Here is a 19,065-nt window from a genome sequence, read left to right as displayed (position 1 = left end):
CACGCTGTGTTTGGACGATTCCGTCCAAACACAGCGTGATCTAAGCAGCCCAGCGGACGATATCGATCAGAACCTTCGACAGCGCCTGGTCGAGCGCGCGGGCGGCGGCGGCACCGTCGACGGCACCGACGGGCACCCTGGCCGAGAACAGTTTGGCGCGCTGGATGTGCCCGGTCCGGTCCCCGACCAGCTTCGCGGTGATCTCGACCACGGCGGAGTTCGTCGCAGCATCGATATTGAAACTGCGGATATCCGTGTTGAGCTGGAAATCGGGAACGATCCGTTCGCCCGGCAGCGAAACCGACGCGATGCGGCTGCCGTTCTCGAAAGTCTGGAGCAACCGTATCTGCACGAGCTTCGGAACCCGGTCGGCCCATTGCGTGCCGCCGAGGAACGACAGCGCGCCGGCAGAGTCCCGGACAATCATGCGATCGGAATCGAGGGTCTGGACCGTCGTCGGCTCGTTGATGACGAGGGCTGCGCGCGCTCCTCCGACCCGGCCGAAATCGCGCGGCGCAGACAGATCGTAGGTGGTGGGCGTCGCGCCGCCGCTGCAGCCGCTCAGCGTGAGCGAGACGGCCAGGACGAGAGCGGCGATCGGCGTGAAGCCAGGTTCTGGCGCAAGGCGGGACGACATCGGCATCTGACTAGCGCGATCCGCTATACTGGGGAAGCGGCGGACGGCCGCCAAAGATGAACTGTTGCGGATTGCGCTCGATATTGCGCAGCGCCCGGTTGAAATCCGTCAGCGTCCGACGGCCTTCGGCGGCGAGGTTCTCGATGTCGCGCAAGCCCGGCCCGGTAAAGCGGTTGATCCCGGTCGTGATCTCCGCAGTGCGCTTGTCGAGGTTCTCGGCAAGGGTGCGGATCGAGCGCGCAGCATTGCCGACCTCGGCCAGCGCCCCCTGCCCGTCCCCGGAATTCAGGAACCCCTGCGCGGCCTTGAGCACGCCCTCGACCTGATCAGCCGCCTTGTTGAGCTTCTCGCTAATGGAGGCGACATCCTTCACCACCTTGCCGACATCCTCGCTGTTGTCGCCCAGTGCGGCGGTGAACTTGTCGACATTGGCGACGATGTTGGCGACCTTGCGCTGGTCGACGGACTTCACAACCTCGGTAAGTTCATCGCTCAGGCTGCCGAGTTTCTGCGAAAGCGGGGCGATCGTATCGGCGATCTGGCCGAAGCTGCTCATCAGCTTGTCGATGCCGTCGGAATTGTTGCCGAGCGCAGCCGAGAATTTCTCCACATTCCTGACCGTGTTGCCGATCGAGCCAGCATTGTCCTTGACGAGCCCCTCGATGCCGCCGAGCACCTCGTCGGCCCGCTTGGCGATCGTGCGCACCGTTTCGAGGATGTCCTGGAACTCGGACCGTTCGGCAATGATCGTCGGCAGGCTCTGGCCAGGCAGTGGCTTCAGCACGGGGGAATCCGGGTCGCCACCCAGCAACTGCACGGCGACGACGCCCGCAAGCCCCTGAGCCTCGATCCGGGCTCGGGTGTCGACCCTGAGCGGCGTGGTGTTGTCGACCTGAACGACGGCGTAAATCCGGCGAGGATCGTCCGGCAGCAGCTCGATGCGGGTGACCTCGCCAACACGCAGGCCATTGAAAAGCACGCTGGAACCGCGCCCCAGTCCGGTGACGGTGCCGCTGAAGACGATCCGGACATCCTGTCGGCGGCCCGCCAGGCCACTGTTGAACCAGTAGACGAAGCCGAACATCGCCGCGAGGACCGCGAGCGTGAAGAGACCGACCAGTGCGTAGTTCGCGCGCGATTCCATTAGCGCAACGTTAGAGCAGGATTCTGCAAGGGGCGAAGCAGCTTTCGGGCAACATTCTCCTCCAACGCGTCAATCGAGGCCGGGTTTCGCGGCCCTGGTCGCTTATCGAACTCGCTTCACGACCTTCTCTGGTCAGCAGGGAGGCGAGCCTGGGCCCGTTCGCCACCAAAATACGCCTTCAGCCAGGGGTGATCGGAGGCCAGCATCGTCGCAATCGGCCCGACCGCGATGACGCGTTTGTCCGCCAGCGCAGCGATCCGGTCGCAGGCCGAATACAGGCTGTCGAGATCATGCGTCACCATGAAGACGGTGAGGCCGAGCGTTTCCTTCAGCGTCATGATCAGTTGGTCGAATTCGGCAGCGCCGATCGGATCGAGGCCCGAGGTCGGCTCGTCAAGGAAGACGATCTCGGGATCGAGCGCCAGCGCCCGCGCGAGCGCCGCGCGCTTGATCATGCCGCCCGAAAGCTCGGAAGGCGCCTTGTCCGCCGCATCGGGCCTGAGACCGACCATCTCGAGCTTGAGCATCGCCATCTCGTCGAGCAGCGTGGGCGACAGCTTCAGGTATTCCCGCATCGGCACCTGGATGTTCTGCTTGACGCTGAGAGCCGAGAAGAGAGCGCCGTGCTGGAACATGACGCCAAAGCGCTGTTCAAGGGCGCGTCGCGCAGGCCCTTCGAGATCGTCGACATTCTCACCGAAGACCTCGATCGTGCCGCGCTGCTTGCGCACGAGCCCGAGGATCGTGCGGGTGAGGACGGATTTTCCCGTGCCGGACCCACCGACGAAACCGAGGATCTCGCCGCGCATGACGTCGAGATCGAGGCCGTCCATGATCACCTTGTCCCCGAAGGCGACCTTGAGATTGCGCACCTTGATGACAGGCTCCGGCGCGTCCTGGTTGCTCCCGGACGGTTCGGCCGCGTCATGCGACGGCGGATATCCCGCCGACTGGCCCCAGTTTGCGCTCATGCCCGGCCCACCGCCCTCAAAACTGGATGGATGCAAAGAACATGGCGAAAAGCCCGTCCACCAGGATGACCATGAAGATCGCCTTCACCACCGAGGCCGTGACCTGACGGCCGAGCGACTCGGCCGAGCCCTGGACGGCGAGACCTTCGATCGAGGCGATCAGACCGATGACGAAGGCCATGAAAGGAGCCTTGATCAGCCCGACGGCGAAATGCTTCCAGGTGATCACCGACTGGAGGCGCGCCAGGAAGGTATCGATGCCGATGCCGCCATAGAGCCAGCTCACCAGCGCCGCACCCGCCAGGCCGGCCATGGAAGAGATGAAGGTGAGGATCGGCAGCGAGATGATCAACGCCAGGATGCGGGGAACGACGAGGACCTCGATCGGGTCGAGCCCCATCACCCGCAAGGCGTCGATTTCCTCGCGCATCTTCATCGAGCCGATCTCGGCGGTGAAGGCCGAGCCTGAACGGCCGGCAATCATGATCGAGGTGAGCAGTACCCCGAGCTCGCGCAGAATCAGGATGCCCGTCAAATTGACGACGAAGGCCGAAGCGCCGAACTGCTGCAGCTGGAATATGCCCTGCTGGGCGACGATGCAGCCGACCAGAAACGAGATCAGCATGATGATCGGCGCGCCATTGAAGGCGATCAGCTCGATCTGATTGACGAGCGGCGGTCCCCTGAACTTGCGCGGACCGAACATGACGCTGACGGAGCCGACCACCACCTCGCCGAGGAACATCGCTCCGCCGACCATGTCGCGCCCGAAGCGGACCATGGCCTCGCCGATATTCACCAGCACGCTGACAATGCCGAAATGATGGACCGTCGGCGGGACGGAGCAGTCGTGGATATTGACCTCGGCCAGCAGCACCGCGTGCTCCGGCCTCCGGCTGACGAGTTCGACCGAGCCCCCGGCGGCCTCGCGCTGGTTCTTCAGCCGGTTGAGAACATAGGCGCCGAGCGTATCGAGCCGGATGATCGCGGAGAGATCGAGGGTCGCGCGCGACACCGAGGCGATGCGTTCGCCCATTTCAGCGATCAATTCCTCAATGCGCGGCGCGCGCTCGGCGCTCCAGGAGCCGGTCAGCTCGATGGCGAGGCTACCTGCATCGTCGTGAAAGACGGCCTGGGGTTCGGCGGTGTCGAGGCTCGCCATGGTCTCCCTGATGTCCCTCGATCGGCCTCATCGGACCTCCGTCCGCGCATGGCACCCTAATGCCAGGTCAGGCCCTATCCCCGAAACCTGTATCGCCGTGCCGGGCACGCTTGGCAAGCGTCGTCGCGCTGCATCGCTGTCGCCGCGAACGCTCCCACCGCGTGATCGGCGCGCTCCGGTTTTTTTGTGCATCGAGGCGCCTTTCGATGCCGCATGGCAGCACTTCCTTAATCAATTCTGTCGCACGGTTTTCGCTGGATCATCACGACTGCCCGGCCCGAATCGGTCAGTCTCCCCGAGAGCAGGTTCGTCATGGGCGACGCGCGTTCGCTGACACCGCTGAGCGAGACCGACTACGAGGCTATCGCCGCGGCAGTGATGGAGACCGCGCGCGGGCGCTGGTTCATGGCCGAGCACGCCAAGCGAAACCGGCAGGCCGACACCGCTCAGGTGCTGGCTGCCATCGACAGGCTGCAGCATGCCATGGGCGTCTCTGCTGCTCCGGCGTCGAGCGGACCAGATGTGAGCGAGGCCATCGCGCTGATCATGGATCTGCGCAGCGATCTGGAACGGATCAGCGGCAAGGCCGGCGAGCCGTCGTCGCGTCTCGCTGCACGTATCGAGACCGCGGCCGGCAGCATCGTCGGCGCGACCGAGAGCATCCAGGAAGCTGCCTGGGGCCTGCGCGAGAGTGGCGCGGCGGAAGTGATGTGCGACCTGCTCGATCGGCGGGCGACGGAGATCTATGCGGCAAGCGCCGTTGTCGAGGGCACCGCGCAGCAGATCGGCAAGATCGCCGACACGATTGCCATGCTCGACAGCAGCCTGCGGGCCATCGCCGGCAGCATGCATGTCGCCCCCGACACAAGCCGGATCACGCCGCCCCCGATGCCTGCCAAGGCGCTTGATCTGCGCGAGGCCGTTCCACTCTCGACCTATGACGACATCGAGATCGTCGAGATCGACGACAAGCCGCGCTCCACCCTGCACGAGACCCCGCGCATCCGAACGAGAGCCTCCAATCATCGGCGGCTCAGCACGATTCAGATGATAGAGGAAGACCTCGTCTTCGCGGAAGCCCCCGAGGCTGCGGTCACAGTGGCTGCGCCGAAGCCGAGAGCCGCGGCGACGACGTCGGAGGTCGAGCTGCGCAAGATCGAAGCGCTCCCGGTCGACGAGAAGCTCGCCTTCTTCGCCTGATCAGCCGGGTTTCGCGACAAAACTATCCATCTTGCCGGGGTTCAGCAGCCCGTAGGGATCGACCTCGTGCTTGAAGCCGAGCTGGTCGGCATCGGCGCGCTTGTGGCGGCTGCCGCCTTCGAGCGAGACGACATGCGGGTTCGCGATCATCACGCCCGCCTCCTCATGCAGCGCGATGATCTCGTTCAGCCGCTCCGGGGTCGTGTAGCGCAGAATCGGCAAGGCGCTCGCGGTCACGCGTCCACCGAAGCGGATGAACTCGTGATGAGGCAGCACCTCGTCCGGGAAGCGTGCGATCATCTCGCGGGCGCTCGCGACCAGCCGGTCATGCGGGAACAGGCACTGCAGATAGGTGATCGAGCGATCGCTCTTCAGCCATTGCAGCGTCGTGTGGTTCCAGGTGTACTCATAGAGCGGCACCGTGCCCGGCCCCTCCTCCGAGGGCGCCTCATAGGTCACCGTTCCGCGCGCACCGATGATCGCCTTGAAGGGGCCGAGCGAGGCCTCCGCGATCATGCAGATCAGGATGCTCTTGCCTGGCGGGCAATGCTGCTTCAACGCGCCGAAATAGGACGGGATCGGCGATGAGATCGGCGTCACCAGCTTCTTGACCACGCCGTCTGCCAGGGCGACTTCATAGCCGGCCTGGAACGCCTCCATGTAATCGTCGAAGGCGACGATGACGTCGATCCACGGCCAGGCCGGGGCCAGCGGCATTTCGAGCGCGGTGATGATGCCGGTCGTGCCGTAGGCGCGGTTGACCTTCTGGGCTGCATCGTCGCGCAGCTCGAGAATGCGCGGCTGCTCCTCCACCGTGACGACGCGGGCCGCCAGGATATTGCCCGGTTCGCGCAGGCCGCCATAGGTCACGGACCCAACGCCGCCCGAGCCGCCCGCGACGAAGCCGCCGACAGTCGCCGATCGTTTGGTCGAGGGATGCATGCGCAATTCGTAGCCGGATGGCCGGGTCGCCATGTCGATATCGAGCAACCTGGCGCCGGCCTGGACGCGGATCGCGCCGGGCTTCTGCCACTCGATCGCGGTCAGTGCGGTGATATCAAGCAGGACGCCGCCTTCAAGCGGCACGGCTTGACCGTAATTGCCGGTTCCCGCGGCACGCACCGTCAGCGGGATGCGTCGCCTGGCACAGGCCGCCGCAACGCCCACCACATCGGCCTCGTCGCGCGGACAGACGATGATATCGGCCGACTTGTTCGCCAGTTCGGCATTGAGGATCGGCGAGTACCAGAAGAAGTCGCGCGAGCGCTTGCGCACGACCTGCGGCTCATCGATCAGCGGGATGTCGGCGATATCGGTCTTGAAGCCCGCGATATCGTAGCGCGAGGGCTGAACCGCCCTCGGTTTGCGGTCCGGGACGGCGTTCATGATCAATTCTCCCGCTTCAGCGCGCTTTCATGCCAGCGCCGCAACAGCAGATGCGAGATCCAGCTCGTCACCAGGAAGATCGCGATGCCCGAGAGCGAGATCATGATCAGGGCGGCGAAGACCCGCGGAATCTTGAGCTGATAACCGGCTTCGAGGATGCGGTAGGCGAGGCCCGACTCGCTCCCTCCCGTTCCGGCAACGAACTCCGCCACCACCGCGCCGATCAGGGCAAGACCGCCGGAGATCTTCAGGCCCGCCAGGAAGTAAGGCAGCGCGGCCGGCAGCTTGAGATAGCGCATCGTCTGCCAGCGCGTCGCGCCATAGAGCTGGAAGAAATTGATCAGGTTGTGGTCGGCCGAGTTCAGCCCGAGGATCGTGTTCGACAGGATCGGGAAGAAGGCGACGATCCAGGCGCAGATCAGCAGCGACAGGTTGATGTCGCCGGCCCAGATGATGATCAGCGGCGCGATCGCGACGATCGGCGTGACCTGGAGGACCACCGCATAAGGCAGAAGCGACATCTCCAGCCATTTCGACTGGGTGAAGAGCACGGCCAGCGTGACGCCGACGACCACGGCTGCGAAGAGCGCCATGAAGGTGATGCGCAGCGTGATCCAGAGCGAGCCCGAAAGCGTGCCCCAGTCGGCGATCAGCGTTTGCCCGATCAGCACCGGCCCGGGCAGGATATAGGGTGGGATCTCCTTCCAGCGGACGAGGAACTCCCACAGGCCAAGCGCCAGCACGCCAACCGCGATCGGCGCCAGGATGCGGGGCCAGGCGCTGGCGGGCAGGCCGAGGATGCGGGGCTCGGCCGCGAAGATCGGGCGCGCTTCCGCATCGGTCCCGTCATGGGGCACATGCGGCATGGTGGTATCCAGGGACGGCGCGCTCATGAGCCGATCGCCTCCTTGAGCTTGCCGGAAACGACACGACACAGATGCGCGTAATCGGCCGAGGTGCGGAACAGCTCGTCGCGCGGATAGGGAGCATCGACGTCGAGATCGGCCATGACGCGCCCGGGACGAGCCGCCATGACGACGATGCGCTTCGACAGGTAGACCGACTCGAACACCGAATGGGTGACGAAGACGGCGGTGAACTTCGTCTTCCACCAGAGCTCGAGCAGGTCGTCATTGAGGCGGTGACGGGTGATTTCGTCCAGCGCCGCGAAGGGCTCGTCCATCAGCAGGATCTTTGGCCGCATCACCAGCGCACGGGCGATCGAGACGCGCATCTTCATGCCGCCGGAAAGCTCGCGCGGATAGGATTTCTCGAAGCCCTTCAGCCCGACCAGCGCCAGCATCTCGGCCGAGCGCTCCTGCGCCTCGCGCTTCGGCACATGCTTGAGGATCAGCGGCATCATCACGTTGGACAGGGCATCCGCCCAGGGCATCAATGTCGGGTCCTGGAAGACGAAGCCGAGATCGCGCTCCGGCTTGCCGGAGGCGTCATGACTCGTCGTCGGCCAGTCGATCGTGCCCGTCGATGGCGCACCCAGGCCTGCGATCATCCGCAGCAAGGTCGACTTGCCGCAGCCCGAGGGGCCGAGCAGGCTGATGAACTCGCCCGTGCCAAGGTCGAGATTGACGTCGCGCACGGCCAATGTGCCGTTGGCGAACTGCTTCGAGACATGCCGGACTGATACGAGCGGCCTGGCGCCGCTGCCTTCGACATGAGGTCTGCTCAGATAGGCTGTGTCCAAAGCCTGATGATCCATCTTGCTGCTGTCGAACGTCTTCCGGTCATCCCGGACGGATCGGCGCCGCCGCGCCGACCCGGGGTCCATGAAGGGCGGAAGCCGCCTAAGCCTTGCCGACGCCCTTGTTGATGAACTCGAGGCTATAGGCCTTCTTGATGTCGATGCCAGCAGGGAAGACGCCGGCCTCCGTCATCATCTTGTAGAAATCGGCCCAGCGCGCATCGGTCATCGCGCCGATGCCAAGCGTCAGCGCGTCTCCCGAGAGCACGATGCCGTTCTCGTTCATGACCTGGCGGGCATAGGCGAGCTTCTCGCCGTCCATGTCGGGATTGTCCTTGAGGATCAGCGCATTGGCGGCCTCGATCGCCGGACCGCCCTTCATGTACTCGGCCCAGCCTTCGAGAGTCGCGGTGACGAAGCGCTGCACCACGTCCTTCTTTTCGGCGACCATCTTCTTCGAGATGTTGATGGTCGTGTTGTAGTTGCCGAAGCCGGAATCGGCGAGCAGGTGCACGACCGGGTTCACGCCGGCCTTGCGGATCGCGAAGGGCTCAGAGGACAGGAAACCCTGCTGCGAGATCGTCTTGTCGGCCAGGAACGGCGCCATGTTGAAGGTGTAGGGCCGGATCTGCTCGTCGGTGAAACCGAACTTCGCCTTCAGGAAGGGCCAGAAGCTGGTGCGTCCGCCGGCGCCGACCAGGATCGGCTTGCCCTTGAGCGCAGCCAGCGTGTCGTTGCCCTGGCCCGGATGCGAGATCAGGACCTGCGGGTCCTTCTGGAAGATCGAGGCGATGCAGAGGAAGGGCAGGTTCTCCTGGGCATAGCGGATCGCCTCGAACGAGTTCGACATGATCATGTCGACCCGGCCACCGAGCAGGAGCTGCGACGGGTTCTGCTGCGGGCCGCCCATGCGGATATCGGCGTCGATGCCGTATTTCTTGTAGATGCCGTTGGCGAGGGCGAGATAGAAGCCGCCATGTTCGCCTTGGGCGCGCCAGTTGGTCTGGTAGCTGACCTTGTCCAGCGTCTGGGCATTGACCCTGGCTCCGGGAACCGGGATCAGGGCGGAAGCGGCCGAGCCGCCGATCAGGCCGAGCGCAGCGCGACGGCTCACGCGATACTTCATCGTCATGGAACGGACCTCCAGGAACAGGCTAGCCAGCGGCGTCCGCGCCGCGCTGTGGCCACCAGCGAGCAACATATATGCCACGCTGCCAGGCGCGCTGGAAATCCGGCATCGCACTATTACGCACAGAGATCGGGCATTTGCCCAATTCCTCGCCAGATCTGCAACACCTGAAGTGATCAACAGCCGCGACGGCGCCATGCGGCCACGCGGCTTCCTCCGCCGGCACTTCCGGCTATGGTGGCGCCGTCCACGGAATCCGAGATCAGCATGACCAGCCCTGCCCTCTCCGCACTTCGCGCCGAACTCGCAGATCTGACCATCTATGACGACGCGCCGTCGCTCAGGATGCACAGCCGCGACTTCTTCTGGTTCTCCCCCGTGCTGAAGCCGGATCTCGAGGGCAAGCAGGCTGAACTCGTGATCCTGCCGAAGACCAAGGACGAGGTTCGCCGCGTCGCCTCGGCCTGCGCGCGCCATCGCGTGCCATTGACGGTTCGCGGCGGCGGCACCGGCAATTACGGCCAGGCCGTACCGCTCGAAGGCGGGGTCGTGCTCAACCTGTCCCGGTTCAGCCGTGTGGTCTCGACCACGCTCGGCGCGGGCCGGTTCGAGGCTGGCGCGAACATGCTCGATATCGACAAGGCGCTTGCCCCGCTCGGGCAGGAGTTGCGCATGCATCCCTCGACCCGGGCACAGGCAACGCTCGGCGGCTTCATCGCCGGCGGAGCTGCCGGCGCCGGTTCCTGCACCTGGGGGCAGATCGACAATCCAGGCGCGGTCATCGCCGTCGAAGTCATGACGGTCGAGCCCGAGCCGCGACTGATCGAGCTGCGCGGCAAGGACATCCTCAAGGTCATGCACGCCTATGGCGTCAACGGCATCATCACCGAGGTCGAGGTGCCACTGGCACCCGCCCATGCTTGGGCAGAACGGATCGCGACCTTCGAGACCCTTGGCCAGGCGGCCGCCTTCGGCCAGGCCTTCACCGAATGCGACGGTATCGCCAAGAAGCTGATCAGCATCCACGATCCGCGCATTGCCCCGTATTTGCGCCGGCTCGCCCCCTGGCTGGGCGAGAACAAGGCCTTTGCCATCCTGATGGTCTCGGAGCCGCAGGGCGACGAGCTTGACCGGCTGATTGCCGAGATGGGCGGAACGGTCACCTTCTCGCGCGCAGCGGCTGAAGCCCGCGCCGCGGCATTCGGGGAGCATCGCGAGAAGGGCGCGCCCGGCCCGCTCTACGAATACACCTGGAACCACACCACGCTGCATGCGCTGAAGGTCGACCCCGACATCACCTATCTGCAACTGCGCTTCCCGCCGGTCCGCAACCTCGAACTGCTGGCCTGGGCCGAGACGCATTTCCACGAGGATGTGCTCTTCCACATCGAGTTCCAGCGCCGGCAGGGCAAGGTCTACCATTCCAGCCTGCCGCTGGTGCGCTTCACCACGGCCGAGCGCCTGCACGAGATCATGGCGCAGGCCGAAGAAGCGGGCATCCAGGCCTCGAACCCGCATAGCTGGGTCCTGAACAATGCCGGCTGGAAGAAGGTCGATGCGCCGCAACCGGAGTTCAAGCGGATCGCCGATCCGCAAGGACTGATGAACCCCGGCAAGCTGTTGAACTGGCAAGCCGATGCTGCGCAGGCGGCGGAATGACGAGCAGACAAGGACGGATTGAGCGATGAGCGCGCGTTTCTGGGGCGACCTGAAGACCACCGATTTCGAGGGGCTGTCGCCCGACAACACGGTGGCGGTGCTGCCGCTGGCGGCCATCGAGCAGCACGGGCCGCATCTGCCGGTCTCGGTCGACACCACCATCATGAATTCCATGCTGGCCGAGGCGATGCCGCTGGTTCCCGCCAATCTCGATGTGCTGGTGCTGCCGACGCTGCCGATCTGCAAGTCGAACGAGCATCTGCATTCGCCGGGCACGCTGACGCTGTCCTGGGAGAGCGCAACGCAGAGCTGGCTCGAGATCGGCGAAAGCGTGCGGCGCGCCGGCCTGCGCAAGCTCATCATCGTCACCTCGCATGGCGGCAATATCGACCCGATGAAGGTGGTCGCGCGCGAACTGCGCGTGCGCCACGGCATGCTGGCTGTCACCACCGCCTGGCGCGCCTTCGGTCTGCCGCAAGGCGTCTATGCCGATCTCGATGCCAATCACGGCATCCATGCCGGCGACATCGAGACCTCGCTGATGCTGCATTTCCGGCCGGACCTCGTCGACATGGGCAAGGCCGGCCATTTCGAGCCAAGCACGATCCAGATGCAGGGCGAGTACGCCTGGCTCAGGCCAACTGGCCTACATGCGCATGCCTGGATGGCGCAGGACGTCAACCCCAGCGGCGCGGCAGGCGATGCCAGCTTGGCGACGGCAGAAAAGGGCAAGGCGACAGCGGCCCTTCAGGCGAAGGGTTTTGCCGAGCTGCTGGCAGACGTCGCCAGGTTCCCGCTCTCGCAACTGCACAAGGCGTCGTAACCGGCAGCCTCAATCGGGGTCGAGCAGGCGCGGTCCCGCGCCCTGCTCGCCCAACCGATCCCAGGGATTGTGCAGCGGGCAGCTCTTCACCGAGAGGCAGCCGCAGCCGATGCAGTCGGTCAGGTGGTCGCGCAGCCGCGTCAACCGGTCGATCCGGCGCTCCAGCTCAACCTTCCAGACCGATGACAGGCGTGACCAATCCTTCGCCGTCGGCGTGCGCTCCGATGGCAAGGCCTTGAAGGCGTCGCCGATCGTCTTCAGCGGGATTCCCGTGCGCTGCGCCACCTTGATGATCGCCACGCGCCGCAGAACCTCGCGCGGATAGCGGCGCTGGTTTCCGCTGCTCCGCGCGCTCCGGATCAAGCCTTTCGCCTCATAGAAATGGATGGTGGAGACAGCGAGCCCGCTGCGCCTCGCCACCTCGCCGACGCTCATCTCATCGAAGAAATGGGCGTGATCCGCTTTGCTCATCGACGCTTGACCTTAACCTTGCTTGAGGTTTTATAACCCTGCGCTTCCGATGTGCAAGCAGCCTGGAGCGCGACCATGCACCGCCCGTTAGACCGCAGGATCCACCTCGCCCTGATCTATGGCAGCACCCGTGAGGGGCGGCTCTGCGACCGGGTGGCCAACTGGGCGCTGTCGCAGATCGAAGGCGAAGGCCCCTTCGTCGTTGATGTCATCGATCCGCTGACGCTCGACCTGCCGAAGCGCCACCCACGCGGCGAAACTCCGACAGTGCGCCTGCTCAGGGAGCGGATCGGGCGCGCCGATGGCTTCATCGTGGTCACGCCGKAATATAACCGCGGCTATCCGGCGCCTCTGAAGTTCCTGATCGATCTCGTCGGGGCGGAGTGGCGCGGCAAGCCGGTCGCCTTCGTGTCCTATGGCGGCGTCTCGGGCGGCTTGCGCGCCATCGACCAGTTGCGCCAGGTTTTCAACGAGTTGCATGCGGCCACTATCCGCGACGTTGTCTGCTTTGCGCATGCCTGGAGCCAGTTCGACGAGACCGGCCAGCTCCTGGATGCGACCAAGGCCGAGCAGGCGATGGCAACCATGCTGGCGCAACTGCACTGGTGGGCGACAGCGCTGCGCGATGCCCGGGAAAACGTCCCCTATGGTACATTCGCGGCTTGAACCGATCAGCAATCACCGACGACAATAGGTCGGAGAGGGGTCATCAAATGGCCCCTTTCAACCTACATATTTTATAAGACGGCTAATGAAATTCAGCTAGATTGGCTGCGCTTCGCGAGGCCCTTGGCACCCCCGATTCGGAGACCACCGTACGAGATGAACGCAGTCGACAGCACCACCTCGGTCCTGATCCACCTCGCAGGGGCGGTGGCTCTGCTGATCTGGGCCGTGCGCCTGGTCAGGACGGGCGCCACGCGGGCTTTCGGCTCCTCGCTCCGACAGGCGCTCGCGCGTTTCACGCGCAACCGCTTCACGGCGCTGGCGAGCGGAGCGGCGGTGACTCTGGTGCTGCAAAGCTCGACGGCGACGACGCTGCTGCTCTCCTCGTTCGCGGGCCAATCGCTGATCACCCTGCCGATGGCGCTTGCCGTGCTGCTCGGAGCCAATATCGGCACGGCGCTCGCAGCCTTTCTCGTCTCGCTCGATCTTGGCTGGATCTGGGGGCTTTGCCTCGCAGTCGGTGTGGCGCTCTACCTCGCCAACGAGGCGATGGACCGGGCCCGCAATATCGGCCGTGTCCTGGTCGGCATCGGGCTCATCCTGCTCTCGCTCGTCGAGCTGAAATCCGCTGCCGCTCCGCTCGCACAGTCTCCGACCTTCAAGCTGATTCTGCAGGCACTGGCCGGCGAGCCGGTCATCGCCGTGCTTGTGGCCGTCGCCGCGACCTGGCTGACCCATTCCAGCCTTGCCATCGTGCTGCTGATCGCTTCGTTCTGGTCGGGCGGGCTGCTCTCCCCGACCATGGCCGTGACACTGATCGTCGGAGCGAATCTCGGCAATGCCCTGGTCCCGGTCATCGACCAGCTCGGCGCCCCGATCGCGCAGCGCCGTGTCGCGGTCGCCAATCTGCTGACGCGCCTCGTCATCGCCGTCATCGTGATCCCGTTCGCCGGCCCGCTCGCCGGCTGGTTCTCGTCCTTGTCTCTCCATCCCGGACGGCTCGCAGTCGAGCTGCATCTGGCGCTGAACATCGCCGGCGGGCTGCTGTTCCTGCCCTTCATCACACCAATTTCCAACCTCGTCCTGCGGCTCATGCCGAGCGCGCCGACAAACGAACGCGTGATCCGCCCGCTCTATCTCGACCCCGGTGTGCTCGACAGCCCATCGGAAGCGCTTGCCTGCGCGATGCGCGAGACGCTCCATCTCGGCGACCGCGTCGGCGAGATGCTGAAGGACACGCTGACCCTGCTCGATGGCGACCAGATCAAGCTCTCCCGCGAGATCTCGCAGGCCGATGACGGTGTCGACACGATCCACGAGGCGATCAAGCTCTATCTGGTACGGCTGTCCCGGTCCGAGCTGAGCACGGAGGAAAGCCGCCGGCTGCTCGAGATCGTCACGTTGAACACCAATCTCGAGCATATCGGCGACGTCATCGACAAGAACCTCCGGGAACTGGCCGAGAAGAAGATCCGCAAGGGCTATCGCTTCTCGGCGGAGGGGCTTGCCGAGATCAGCGCACTGCATGCGCGGGTGTCCCACAGCCTGCGGCTGGCCTTGAACGTCCTCGCGACACGCGACATCGCATTGGCGCGTCAACTCTTCGATGAGAAGGCCGTGATGCGTTCCGCCGAGCGCCGCGCGACCGAAAGCCATTATGAGCGGCTGCGCAGCGGCGTGCCGGAATCGATCGAGACGAGCTCGATCCATCTCGACGTGCTGCGCGATCTCAAGCGCATCCACGGGCACATCACGTCGATCGCCTATCCCATCCTCGAGACGGCCGGCGAATTGCGGGAGAGCCGCCTCAGGCACAGCGAAGCATCCGCTGCCGAGGCTGATTTCGATCTTGGCATGGTACCGCAACCCAAGGGCTGAGCCCGCTCGCCTGCCCTCGCGGATGTATAGTCCAAAGGCGTAGGTCTTTGGGAGGCTCCGAGGGTTTCTCCTTGATCTCAATCCGGAGCGAGCATTGATCAACGCTGAGCACTATCGACTTCACAAAATAGAACTGGCCGCTGGCGAGTGGGAGAACGCATGATGAGCTGCATTGCCACTATCCGGAGACACTCATGCGGCTCCAACTCCTCCGCAATGCCACGCTCAAGCTTGTCTATGCGGGCAGGACATTCCTGATCGACCCTGATTTCGGCCCCATGCACGGCCGTCCATCTTTCACCGGCAAATCCGCAAACCCGATGGTCGAGCTGCCCGAGCCGATCGAGAGCATTCTCGATGGTGTCGACCAGGTGATCGTCTCGCACCTGCATTCCGACCATTTCGACAGCGTCGCGAAGGAGCGCATTCCCAAATATCTGCCGCTGACCTGCCGCCCCGGCGACGAGGACAGGATCGTGGAGGCGGGCTTCCAGTCAGTCAGCCCCGTGGAGTGCTTCCAGCGGATCGGACCGATTATCCTGAAGCGCGTCCCGGCGCAGCATGGCAGCGGCGCGGTCGTCGAGAAGATGGGGCCCGTCATGGGCTTCAGCCTGGAGGCCCCAGGCGAGCCGACCCTCTATTGGTGCGGGGACAGCATTCTCTATCCGCCGCTGCTCGAAGCGGTTTCAGCGACCGCGCCGGATGTGATCGTCACCCATTCCTGCGGTGCCCTCTGGGACAGCAGCCTGATCGTGATGGACGACGCCCAGACGCTGGCACTCTGCGAAGCAGCCCCCGAGGCCATCGTCATCGCGACCCATATGGAAGCGCTCGACCACGCCAGCGTCAACCGGGCGGCCTTGCGCAAGGCCGCCGAACAGCGCGGTATCGGGCCAGAGCGCCTGTTGATCCCCGGAGACGGCGAAACCATCGAAATCAGGGAGCCCGCGCGGGTTTGACCGCGCGGTGCTGGGTTACTCCCCCGCTTTGGCGGTCTTGGCGTAGATGTCGCGATAGCTGTCGCGCAGCAGGTTCTTCTGAACCTTGCCCATGGTGTTGCGCGGCAGTTCGGGCACGATGAAGACCTGTTTCGGCAGCTTGAACTTGGCGAGGCGCTGGTCGAGCGCCTTCGAGATCGACGCGGCGGTGATCTCGGCGCCGGCCTTGACCACGACCACGGCCGTGACGCCCTCGCCGAAATCGGGATGGGGACAACCGATGACCGCGCTCTCGATCACGCCCGGCATCTCGTCGATCTCGGTCTCGACTTCCTTCGGATAGACATTGTAGCCGCCGGTAATGATCAGGTCCTTGCCGCGCCCGACGATATGGACATAGCCGGCGGGGTCGATCTTGCCGAGGTCGCCAGTGATGAAGAAGCCGTCATCGCGGAATTCGGCCTTGGTCTTCTCGGGATTGCGCCAGTACCCCTTGAAGACGTTCGGGCCCTTGACCTCGATCATGCCGATCTCATCGGCACCGAGCGTCCTGCCGGTTTCCGGGTCGGTGACGCGCGCGCTCACGCCTGGCAGCGGGAAACCGACCGTGCCGGCCACACGCTCGCCCTCATAGGGGTTGGAGGTGTTCATATTGGTCTCGGTCATGCCGTAGCGCTCGAGGATGGCGTGGCCTGTGCGCTCGCGCCATTCGCGATGCGTCTCGGCGAGCAGCGGCGCCGAACCGGAGACGAAGAGGCGCATATGCCGGGTCGCCTCCTTGGTCAGGCGCGGATCCTGCAGCAGCCGGACATAGAAGGTCGGCACGCCCATCATGCAGGTCGCCTGCGGCAGGTATTTCATGATCTGCTCGGGATCGAATTTCGGCAGCAGGATCATCGAGGCGCCGGCGAAGAGCACGACATTGGTCGCGACGAAGAGGCCATGCGTATGGAAGATCGGCAGCGCATGCAGCAGCCGGTCATCCCTACTGAAGCGCCAGTAGTCGACGAGCGCGAGCGCATTCGAGGCCAGGTTGTCATGGCTCAGCATGGCGCCCTTGGAGCGCCCGGTCGTCCCCGAGGTATAGAGGATGGCGGCCAGGTCGTCCGGGCCACGTGCGACATCGGCGAATTCTGCGGAAGCGCCGCCGGCCTTGTCGAAGAGCGTCCCTGTCGCGACACCGAGCGTTTCCAACCTGGCGCCGGCCTTCTCGGCGTAGGGCCGCAGGGCCTCGGCCTTGTCTGGATCGCACACGAAGACCGCGGGCTCGGCATCTCCGAGGAAATACTCGATCTCGGCCGGCGTGTAGGCGGTGTTCAGCGGCAGGAAGACGGCGCCGGCGCGGATCGTGCCGAGATAGAGCATCAGCGCCTCGATGCTCTTTTCCACCTGCACGGCGACGCGGTCGCCCGGCTTCACGCCGAGCGCCACCAGGGCATTGGCGAAGCGGGCGGACACCGCGACCATCTCGGCATAGCTGTAGCGACGGCCGTCATCGAGAAGCGCGAAGGGCGCGTCGGGTGCGGGAATGCGCGCGGTGACGAGGTCGAACAGATGATTGGCCATGACAGGTCTCGGGTTTTCGTTCAGGCGGAGACGGGACGGAGCAGCTTGCGGACGGCGGACGAAGCGACGACGGTGTTGCGGCTGGCGAAGGCCTCGTGATTGGCTTCGATGTCGCCGAGATCATAGCGGTAATTGACCATCACGCCGTGCGACTCGCGCAAGCCCCGGGCCGAGAGATTACCGCCGATATTGATGCGTTCCAGCCTTGCGCCGTTGCCGAGATGGAAGCGCGCGACCGGGTCGATGACCCGCCCCGACGATGCACGCGCGCGCAGCAGATAATGCGCCGCCATCTGACCCAGCAGCTTGTCACGCCGGGCCCTCTCCTGTTCGTCGAGCGCCATGGTCTCGCCGACCGGGCGCGCAAGCTCGGAGAGTTCCTCATTGGTGAGCAGCGGGTCGCCAGGCTCGGCGACGATGCCCGCGAGCCAGCGCGCAAAGCCGGGAACGGGCGAAAGGGTGACGAAGGTATCCAGCCCGGGCAGTTCGCGCTTCAGGTCCTCGGCGACCTGTTTGATGAGGAAATTGCCGAAGGAAATGCCACGCAGCCCCTCCTGGCAGTTCGAGATCGAATAGAACACCGCGGTGGACGCATTCTGGGCCGGGAGGACCTCGCGCCCCTCACTCAGGACTTCGGCGATACTGCGTGGGATCGCGCCCGTCAGCGCAACCTCGACGAAGATTAGCGGCTCGTCGACCAGTTGCGGATGGAAGAAGGCGAAACAGCGCCTGTCTGCAGGCTCGAGCCTGCGGCGCAGATCATCCCAGCCCTGAATCTCGTGCACCGCTTCGTAGCGGATGACCTTCTCCAGCACATTGGCCGGTGTGTGCCAGTCGATGCGGCGCAAGACCAGGAAGCCGCGATTGAACCAGGAGCCGAAGAGATGCCGGAAATCATCATCGACCGGCTTCAGGGCCGGGTCGGCCTCGATCGCCTCGAACAACGCCTCCCGCATGCGGACCAGCACATGGGTGCCGCCGGGCGCGAGGTTGAGCCGGCGGAAAAGTTCCTGCCGGCGCGGCTCGGAGGCAATGTGCAATGCTGCGATCGCAACCGCATCCGGCTCATTCTGGTAGCGCGCGATGGCGGCGTTCAACTTCTCCTGATCCGGACCGAAGCGATCCTGCAGCAGGCGGAAGAAACCGAGGCGCCCGGGCGGATCGAGCCGTTCCCATTGCTCGAGAACGGCCTGCGCCAACGCCATGCCGGAGGCCTCACCGCGCCCTGACAGCAGGTCCTCGCAAAGCCGGTCAAGCGAGCGGTTGCGGTTCCCGGCAAAACGCTCAAGGCCGATCAGTGCGCGGCCCCGGTCCGCCACACTCGTCAGGAGTTCGCCGAGAAACGCCATGTCCATCCCCGTCTCCGCTGCCGTCGTGGTGCGATCCTATACGAGTTTTTCTGCGCCGGAATGAACGGCCTGTCCTGCTCGAGCATCGGCCCGAAAAGTGGATTGCGGTTTTCGGAGAAGCCGATGCGAACATAGAAGCTAGGTGTTTGATCCCGGGCTTTGATGGTGCAGTCTTTTCGCGTGAGTGGAAGGAGGCGCTATGGGCCATGTATGGACGGCCTCCGCGTGGCAAGGGCCATTTGGCGCTTCTGACGAGTTGGTCGGGTGCAGGCATGTATACGGCCTCTGATCGGCAGCGCATTGATGCCGCGGGCCCTGATGAAGTCCGCCGATCGGGTTCCTTTCAGGTTCGCGCGCTCTCGGCGCATGGCCCATAACGGATTGTCC

The 19,065-nt window shown here is 64.7% G+C and carries 17 protein-coding genes; 6 read left to right on the top strand and 11 right to left on the bottom strand.

The genetic code is table 11. The features are described from left to right. Nucleotides 1–40 precede the first annotated feature (40 nt). The 4 genes from AC1DW9_RS23565 to AC1DW9_RS23550 all read right to left on the bottom strand — a co-directional run bounded on the left by AC1DW9_RS23565 (nt 41) and on the right by AC1DW9_RS23550 (nt 3,914). Entirely contained in the window at nt 41–643 is a 603-nt protein-coding gene (locus tag AC1DW9_RS23565; protein WP_441506651.1) for an ABC-type transport auxiliary lipoprotein family protein, read from the bottom strand. Nucleotides 644–647: 4 nt separating this feature from the next. Beyond that, on the bottom strand, nt 648–1,781 hold the full coding sequence (locus AC1DW9_RS23560; RefSeq protein WP_441506652.1) for an MlaD family protein: 1,134 nt from the start codon (nt 1,779–1,781) through the stop codon (nt 648–650). A 116-nt stretch (nt 1,782–1,897) separates the two neighbouring features. After that, nucleotides 1,898–2,752, bottom strand: a complete 855-nt coding sequence (locus tag AC1DW9_RS23555; RefSeq protein WP_441506653.1) for an ABC transporter ATP-binding protein — start codon at nt 2,750–2,752, stop codon at nt 1,898–1,900. A 16-nt stretch (nt 2,753–2,768) separates the two neighbouring features. Continuing rightward, nucleotides 2,769–3,914, bottom strand: a complete 1,146-nt coding sequence (locus tag AC1DW9_RS23550; protein WP_441489090.1) for an MlaE family lipid ABC transporter permease subunit — start codon at nt 3,912–3,914, stop codon at nt 2,769–2,771. 312 nt (nt 3,915–4,226) lie between these two features. On the opposite strand from AC1DW9_RS23550, the gene AC1DW9_RS23545 reads away from it, so the two are divergent. Further along, a complete protein-coding gene (locus tag AC1DW9_RS23545; RefSeq protein ID WP_441506654.1) occupies nt 4,227–5,114 on the top strand; it encodes a hypothetical protein in 888 nt (295 codons plus the stop codon). On the opposite strand, the gene AC1DW9_RS23540 is transcribed toward AC1DW9_RS23545, so the two are convergent. The 4 genes from AC1DW9_RS23540 to AC1DW9_RS23525 all read right to left on the bottom strand — a co-directional run bounded on the left by AC1DW9_RS23540 (nt 5,115) and on the right by AC1DW9_RS23525 (nt 9,331). Beyond that, a complete protein-coding gene (locus tag AC1DW9_RS23540) occupies nt 5,115–6,500 on the bottom strand; it encodes an FAD-binding oxidoreductase (protein WP_441506655.1) in 1,386 nt (461 codons plus the stop codon). It abuts the gene before it with no gap. A 2-nt stretch (nt 6,501–6,502) separates the two neighbouring features. After that, nucleotides 6,503–7,393 (bottom strand): ABC transporter permease, encoded by an 891-nt coding sequence (locus tag AC1DW9_RS23535; protein WP_084651136.1) that lies wholly within the window; start codon nt 7,391–7,393, stop codon nt 6,503–6,505. Then, nucleotides 7,390–8,202 carry an ABC transporter ATP-binding protein gene (locus tag AC1DW9_RS23530; protein WP_441489087.1) on the bottom strand — a complete coding sequence of 271 codons (813 nt, stop codon included), beginning with the start codon at nt 8,200–8,202 and terminating at the stop codon, nt 7,390–7,392. Before AC1DW9_RS23530 ends, AC1DW9_RS23535 begins: the two co-directional genes overlap by 4 nt. A gap of 100 nt (nt 8,203–8,302) precedes the next feature. Beyond that, on the bottom strand, nt 8,303–9,331 hold the full coding sequence (locus tag AC1DW9_RS23525; RefSeq protein WP_441506656.1) for an ABC transporter substrate-binding protein: 1,029 nt from the start codon (nt 9,329–9,331) through the stop codon (nt 8,303–8,305). A gap of 264 nt (nt 9,332–9,595) precedes the next feature. Between AC1DW9_RS23525 and AC1DW9_RS23520 the strand changes: the two genes are divergently transcribed. Then, nucleotides 9,596–10,987, top strand: a complete 1,392-nt coding sequence (locus AC1DW9_RS23520; protein WP_441506657.1) for an FAD-binding oxidoreductase — start codon at nt 9,596–9,598, stop codon at nt 10,985–10,987. Between the two features lie 25 nt (nt 10,988–11,012). Continuing rightward, a complete protein-coding gene (locus AC1DW9_RS23515) occupies nt 11,013–11,810 on the top strand; it encodes a creatininase family protein (RefSeq protein WP_441506658.1) in 798 nt (265 codons plus the stop codon). Nucleotides 11,811–11,819: 9 nt separating this feature from the next. Here AC1DW9_RS23515 and soxR read toward each other — a convergent pair whose 3' ends face one another. Further along, entirely contained in the window at nt 11,820–12,281 is a 462-nt protein-coding gene (gene soxR, locus AC1DW9_RS23510) for a redox-sensitive transcriptional activator SoxR (RefSeq protein ID WP_476775648.1), read from the bottom strand. 75 nt (nt 12,282–12,356) lie between these two features. Between soxR and AC1DW9_RS23505 the strand changes: the two genes are divergently transcribed. The 3 genes from AC1DW9_RS23505 to AC1DW9_RS23495 all read left to right on the top strand — a co-directional run bounded on the left by AC1DW9_RS23505 (nt 12,357) and on the right by AC1DW9_RS23495 (nt 15,784). Then, nucleotides 12,357–12,947, top strand: coding sequence for an NADPH-dependent FMN reductase (locus AC1DW9_RS23505; RefSeq protein ID WP_476855195.1), 591 nt, complete (start codon nt 12,357–12,359; stop codon nt 12,945–12,947). Nucleotides 12,948–13,103: 156 nt separating this feature from the next. Continuing rightward, nucleotides 13,104–14,825, top strand: a complete 1,722-nt coding sequence (locus AC1DW9_RS23500) for a Na/Pi cotransporter family protein (protein WP_441506660.1) — start codon at nt 13,104–13,106, stop codon at nt 14,823–14,825. A 194-nt stretch (nt 14,826–15,019) separates the two neighbouring features. Further along, nucleotides 15,020–15,784, top strand: coding sequence for an MBL fold metallo-hydrolase (locus AC1DW9_RS23495; RefSeq protein ID WP_441506661.1), 765 nt, complete (start codon nt 15,020–15,022; stop codon nt 15,782–15,784). A gap of 15 nt (nt 15,785–15,799) precedes the next feature. Here the strand turns inward: AC1DW9_RS23495 and AC1DW9_RS23490 are convergent, their stop codons facing one another. Next, a complete protein-coding gene (locus AC1DW9_RS23490; RefSeq protein WP_441506662.1) occupies nt 15,800–17,329 on the bottom strand; it encodes a malonate--CoA ligase in 1,530 nt (509 codons plus the stop codon). 20 nt (nt 17,330–17,349) lie between these two features. Beyond that, nucleotides 17,350–18,684 (bottom strand): malonyl-CoA decarboxylase, encoded by a 1,335-nt coding sequence (locus AC1DW9_RS23485; RefSeq protein ID WP_441506663.1) that lies wholly within the window; start codon nt 18,682–18,684, stop codon nt 17,350–17,352. Nucleotides 18,685–19,065: the final 381 nt, after the last annotated feature.

Source organism: Allobosea sp. P4_E12 (assembly GCF_056401655.1).
This window is presented reverse-complemented; position numbering and strand designations above follow the sequence as displayed.

What these genes read in the sequence shown, in the direction of transcription:
- AC1DW9_RS23535 (WP_084651136.1), bottom strand. Translation starts at nt 7,393, where the DNA reads ATGAGCGCGCCGTCCCTGGATACCACCATGCCGCATGTGCCCCATGAC.
- AC1DW9_RS23545 (WP_441506654.1), top strand. Translation starts at nt 4,227, where the DNA reads ATGGGCGACGCGCGTTCGCTGACACCGCTGAGCGAGACCGACTACGAG.
- AC1DW9_RS23520 (WP_441506657.1), top strand. Translation starts at nt 9,596, where the DNA reads ATGACCAGCCCTGCCCTCTCCGCACTTCGCGCCGAACTCGCAGATCTG.
- AC1DW9_RS23500 (WP_441506660.1), top strand. Translation starts at nt 13,104, where the DNA reads ATGAACGCAGTCGACAGCACCACCTCGGTCCTGATCCACCTCGCAGGG.
- AC1DW9_RS23525 (WP_441506656.1), bottom strand. Translation starts at nt 9,331, where the DNA reads ATGACGATGAAGTATCGCGTGAGCCGTCGCGCTGCGCTCGGCCTGATC.
- soxR (WP_476775648.1), bottom strand. Translation starts at nt 12,281, where the DNA reads ATGAGCAAAGCGGATCACGCCCATTTCTTCGATGAGATGAGCGTCGGC.
- AC1DW9_RS23490 (WP_441506662.1), bottom strand. Translation starts at nt 17,329, where the DNA reads ATGGCCAATCATCTGTTCGACCTCGTCACCGCGCGCATTCCCGCACCC.
- AC1DW9_RS23550 (WP_441489090.1), bottom strand. Translation starts at nt 3,914, where the DNA reads ATGGCGAGCCTCGACACCGCCGAACCCCAGGCCGTCTTTCACGACGAT.
- AC1DW9_RS23540 (WP_441506655.1), bottom strand. Translation starts at nt 6,500, where the DNA reads ATGAACGCCGTCCCGGACCGCAAACCGAGGGCGGTTCAGCCCTCGCGC.
- AC1DW9_RS23495 (WP_441506661.1), top strand. Translation starts at nt 15,020, where the DNA reads ATGCGGCTCCAACTCCTCCGCAATGCCACGCTCAAGCTTGTCTATGCG.
- AC1DW9_RS23565 (WP_441506651.1), bottom strand. Translation starts at nt 643, where the DNA reads ATGCCGATGTCGTCCCGCCTTGCGCCAGAACCTGGCTTCACGCCGATC.
- AC1DW9_RS23485 (WP_441506663.1), bottom strand. Translation starts at nt 18,684, where the DNA reads ATGGACATGGCGTTTCTCGGCGAACTCCTGACGAGTGTGGCGGACCGG.
- AC1DW9_RS23515 (WP_441506658.1), top strand. Translation starts at nt 11,013, where the DNA reads ATGAGCGCGCGTTTCTGGGGCGACCTGAAGACCACCGATTTCGAGGGG.
- AC1DW9_RS23555 (WP_441506653.1), bottom strand. Translation starts at nt 2,752, where the DNA reads ATGAGCGCAAACTGGGGCCAGTCGGCGGGATATCCGCCGTCGCATGAC.
- AC1DW9_RS23560 (WP_441506652.1), bottom strand. Translation starts at nt 1,781, where the DNA reads ATGGAATCGCGCGCGAACTACGCACTGGTCGGTCTCTTCACGCTCGCG.